Raw genomic sequence first — 4,554 nt, forward strand, 5'->3', positions numbered from 1 at the left:
TCTCTCTTTAGAATCTTTACTTGTATCTAACTCTTTTTGTTGCAAAGTATCATAAAACTCTTTATCTCTATCAAGATAGTTAGGAAAACTTTGCATTAAGAGGATTGTTTTAAAGTAGGATTCTCTGGGGTTTGAAGCAGATTGAAATAATTCCTCAACTTCAGTTTCATTTAGATTTCGTAGTTCTAAATAATGATTTCTTATAAGATAGTCATTAATGCGATTGATTTTTAAATATATCTTTTTTATTTCTTCATTAAGTTGCCTGATTTTTTCTTGCTCTTTTTTCTCATCTTCAAATAGTTTATCTTCTATTTGAGCAGCGATTATTCCTCCAACTACTGCACCCACAATAGTTCCAGCGATAGGGACTTCAGAACCAGCAATAGCTCCTGTTCCAATTCCTGTAAAAACTCTAGCTGCTATACCAATTCCCGCCCTTATACCTACTTTTTTACCTGTCTTTTTTGCTACTTGTTTTATTTCAAAACCCGTTGCTATGCTCTTGGTAACAGCATATCCTGTTGCTCCCTCTATTAAAAGTTCTTTTACTATTTTCTCATTAGATTTTTGCTCTAGTTTTTTATAAAGGACATTAAAGATTCCAAAATTAACTTGAATAAGTCGAGAACCGACTTGCTTACCTAATTTATCATTCACATCAAATAAAACTTTAATTTTTTCTTGACTATAGGCATCAACAATACCAACAGAATTTGAAAATACTTGTCCTTGTGTCTCAAAGTCTTTTTCTTGAGATTGCTGTTTTAATTGTAAATTATCAGAATCTAATACTACTTGTAAACTAGAATATATACTTTTTTCATTTGGCATTGTGTAATTTCCTTAGTTCATCGATTTTCTCAAAGTCCAAATCAAATCGTGGTGAGATTTTACTATGTCGGCTCTTAAAAAAATCGTAGTTTCCTAAATCAATCTTACTTAAATATTCTTGTGTTTGGGGCTTTATCATTGCATACAACTCTTGGATATTGTTGCTTCTAAGTGGGTCTAAAAATGAATATGCGCTATAAACTTCCTCTCCAAATTTAGATATAGTCGTGCTATCAGCGTAAATGGCAGTAAATGTGTGTGAAAAATCACAAAAATAAAAACTCCCCATTTCAAATTTTATATCCTTGCCGATAAATCGCTCTATAACAAGATTCGTGCTTGTGGCATAAATGCGTTTTGTATTGAGTGTGCGAATGATTGAGATGCCATAGCCAAATGCAACAGCCATAAACATAAGACTTATGATGCCAAATAATACTATATCCCAAATCCCTTTATCAAAAGATTGATATAACTTTTTAATCACTATATAAAAAATCCAAATAAATCCGCATAACACAACAACTCTAAAACTCCATAAAACGATAATCCATAATGTGAGTAGTGGCGTCTTTTTATACTGCAACTCCCAAATAATCTCATCATCATTAGAATCTAATTTTTTAGATTCTATATTATTTAATTGTTTCTCACTCATTTACGCTACCCTCTCATCAAAATTTTCTCTATCTACTACAAAGCTTACCTTATCGATAGTATTTTCTTGTCCCACATAGACATTATGCACTATAAGCTTTCCTCTCTCATCACTTTGTCCTTTTGCCACTACTCGCTTAAATCTATGATTATAAAGATAGATTGTTGTATTTTTTAAGAGATTCCCACTTGCACCATCATAGCATTTCTCTATCTCTATGGTGAGAGGGATAGCATTGGCTATGGGAGTGATTTTAGGTTCTTTAGATTGTGCCTTATCTGTTTCTTTAGATATTCTCTCTTTAGAATCTTTACTTGTATCTAACTCTTTTTGTTGCAAAGTATCATAAAAGGCTTTATCTCTATCAAGATAGTTAGGAAAACTTTGCATTAAAAGGATTGTTTTAAAATAGCTACTCTTAAGATTACTTGCTTCTTTACAAAGTGTTTCAGATTCTATATCATCTAAGATTCTAAGTTCTATGTATTTGTTTCTAAGGAGATAATCAGCAACTCTAGCAATTTTTAGCTTCCTTTGTCGCACTTCTTCATTAAATTGTTTAATTTTTTCTTGCTCATTTTTCTCATCTTCAAATATCATATCTTCTATACGAGTAGCTATGATTCCACCAATTACTGCACCAGCGATAGTGCCTATAATTGGCATTCCAGAGCCTGCAAGTGCTCCTGCACCTATACCTGTAAAAACTCTAGCTGCTATACCTAACCCAGCTCTTATGCTAACTCTTTTGCCTGTTTCTTTTGCGGCAGCTCTTATTGCAAATCCTGTTTCTATGCTTTTAGTAGCAATATATCCGGATATTCCTTCTACAACAAGTTCTTTAGCTATTTTTTCATTAGATTTTTGTTCTAACTTTTTATAAAGAATATCAAGAATTCCAATATTAACCTTAACTATTTTTGAGGCAACAAATCTTCCTTTATTATCATTTTCATCAAAAATAACCTTAATCTTTTCTTCAGCGTATGCCCCACCAGCCCCAAGAGCACCAGAGGCTACTTCGCCAACTATACCAAAATCTTTTTCTTGTGATTGTTGCTTATATGTAAAATCATCAGATTCTATGCGTAAGCCTCTATAAATATTCTCTTCATCAGTCATTTTTTGCCTCTTTTCTTAAAGAATCTATTTTATCAAAATCTATTTCAAGCTTTGGGTTAATCTTATGATGTCGAGATTTAAAAGATTGATAGCTCGTTTCATTGATTTTACTAAGATAGTTTTCCATCATAAATTTTGTTAGTGCATATAATTCCTGAATATTATTGCTTCTAAGCGGGTCTAAATATGAATAAGCATTGTATAATTCCTCACCAATTTTAGAAATTGTTGTGCTATCCGCATATATTGAAATGAGTGCGTTTGAAAAATCGCAAAAATAGCAACTTTCTAATTCAAAAGTTATATTTTTACCTAAAAATCGTTCAATAATTAATTTCTTTTTTATTGCATAGATACGCTTTGTATTTAGTGTGCGAAGTATTGAGATAAAATATCCTATCGTAGCAAATAAAATTAAACAAATTATAATACCAGATAGCAATACATTTAAAGCACTTTTGCCAAAGATATTATTTAATTTATCAATAATTATATATGCAATCCAAATAAATCCACATAATACAAAAATCCTATATCCCCACAAAAGTAATATCCATATTTTAATCAAGAATGTATCATTTTTATATCGTAATTCCCAAACTATCTCATCATCATTAGAATCTAGTTTTTTGGAATCTTGATTGATAGATTCTGTATTGTTAGAATCTTGCTTTGTTTCTTTGGGATTAGTGCTAGATTTTATATCTTTAGATTCTAACTCTTGTTTATTTTCATTCATTCATTACTCTTTGTTTATAAATCCTAATTCTCTTCTATAGGAATCCTCTCAAATGCAGGAGAGCAAATACATAAACTTTTGTATATCGCAGTATCACATTGCTTTATCTTGCAAGTTTGATTTGACATCTCTTTCCTCCCTAAGTTTATCTATTTCGTTAAAAGGAATGACTATAAGATATATTTTTTTCTTAAGCTCTAAATAATTTTCTTGTGCTAAGTTTAATAAATATTTTGTATAGTGTTGCTTGATAATTACTTGAAATTCTTTTAAAACATTATCTTCAAATTCGTGTTGAAAAATATCATATTTAATCATTCCATTAAAATCTAAAAAAACTATTGTATCATTCACAAAAAGTGCATCTTGTAAATTATCATTACTTTCATATGTGCAAAAAGTCCCTAAAGTCAATACAATATCATCTCCTCTATTTCTCTCAATAATAAGTTTGTCTTTTGTAATATATATTCTTTTAAAATTTATCGATACAAATATACCTCTTAAAAGTAAAGATATTACAAGAGAAAGAAATAATATTACCATTATCATACCCCAACGAAAAGAAGCGTATTTAAATAATACATAGATATAAAATATTATAAACACAATTCGAGAGATATAAAACCATATTTTTAAAAAACTTATACCTTTCTTTTTTCTCAACTCCCAAATAATCTTATCATCATCAGAATCTAGCTTTGTTGAATCTGCATTTGCTTTGTCCCTTTGAGATTCTCTATCATTATCTTTTATTATCTCACTCACTCTTCACCTCTCCACCTTTGACTACAAGTCCATTAGCATCTAATATTGCTTCTACTCCTCCAGCTTTAAAGATTATCTTATCACTTGTAGCGGTTATAGTGGTATCACCTATTTGGAGGTTGATACTATTCTCTGCAGTGGAAATAATATCAGATTCTGCATTGATATGAAGTGAATCTGTTTCTATGCTTGTGATATTTTCAGCTTGAAATGCAAGGGTGTGCGAGCGAGCATATAAGCCTTTGTCTGCATTAATATTTGCTTGAGATTGAGTATTAAACATAAAATCTTTATTGATATGAATCTGCGATTCTCCCTCCACCACCTCTACCTTATTCTCCTCTCACATTCTCTATACTCTCTCCATGAATAGATTCTATTGTATTGCCTTGTATAGTAGTCTCTTTATCCCCACCTACATACTCACTACTAT

At 30.6% G+C, this 4,554-nt stretch carries 6 protein-coding genes; all 6 read right to left on the reverse strand.

Annotated elements, in window-relative coordinates; translation table 11 throughout:
• Positions 1–834, reverse strand: an 834-nt coding sequence (locus tag CQA53_RS10195; RefSeq protein WP_220272086.1) for a hypothetical protein, incomplete at its 3' end; no start/stop codon positions are given.
• On the reverse strand, positions 824–1,492 hold the full coding sequence (locus CQA53_RS10200) for a hypothetical protein (RefSeq protein WP_115543866.1): 669 nt from the start codon (positions 1,490–1,492) through the stop codon (positions 824–826). The genes CQA53_RS10195 and CQA53_RS10200, both read right to left, overlap by 11 nt.
• A complete protein-coding gene (locus CQA53_RS10205; protein ID WP_115543867.1) occupies positions 1,493–2,614 on the reverse strand; it encodes a hypothetical protein in 1,122 nt (373 codons plus the stop codon).
• A complete protein-coding gene (locus tag CQA53_RS10210; protein WP_115543868.1) occupies positions 2,607–3,353 on the reverse strand; it encodes a hypothetical protein in 747 nt (248 codons plus the stop codon). The genes CQA53_RS10205 and CQA53_RS10210 overlap by 8 nt, the downstream gene beginning before the upstream one ends.
• A 93-nt stretch (positions 3,354–3,446) precedes the next feature.
• Positions 3,447–4,121, reverse strand: coding sequence for a hypothetical protein (locus tag CQA53_RS10215; protein ID WP_115543869.1), 675 nt, complete (start codon positions 4,119–4,121; stop codon positions 3,447–3,449).
• Complete coding sequence (locus CQA53_RS10220; RefSeq protein ID WP_245945883.1) at positions 4,114–4,443, reverse strand: hypothetical protein; 330 nt, start codon at positions 4,441–4,443, stop codon at positions 4,114–4,116. The genes CQA53_RS10215 and CQA53_RS10220 overlap by 8 nt, the downstream gene beginning before the upstream one ends.
• Positions 4,444–4,554 lie beyond the last annotated feature (111 nt).

The sequence above is a fragment of the Helicobacter didelphidarum genome (assembly GCF_003364195.1).
In the GTDB taxonomy this organism is placed as follows: domain Bacteria; phylum Campylobacterota; class Campylobacteria; order Campylobacterales; family Helicobacteraceae; genus Helicobacter_A; species Helicobacter_A didelphidarum.

Excerpts from the sequence above, each read along its gene's own strand:
- CQA53_RS10205 (WP_115543867.1), bottom strand. The coding sequence starts at position 2,614 with ATGACTGATGAAGAGAATATTTATAGAGGCTTACGCATAGAATCTGAT.
- CQA53_RS10200 (WP_115543866.1), bottom strand. The coding sequence starts at position 1,492 with ATGAGTGAGAAACAATTAAATAATATAGAATCTAAAAAATTAGATTCT.
- CQA53_RS10210 (WP_115543868.1), bottom strand. The coding sequence starts at position 3,353 with ATGAATGAAAATAAACAAGAGTTAGAATCTAAAGATATAAAATCTAGC.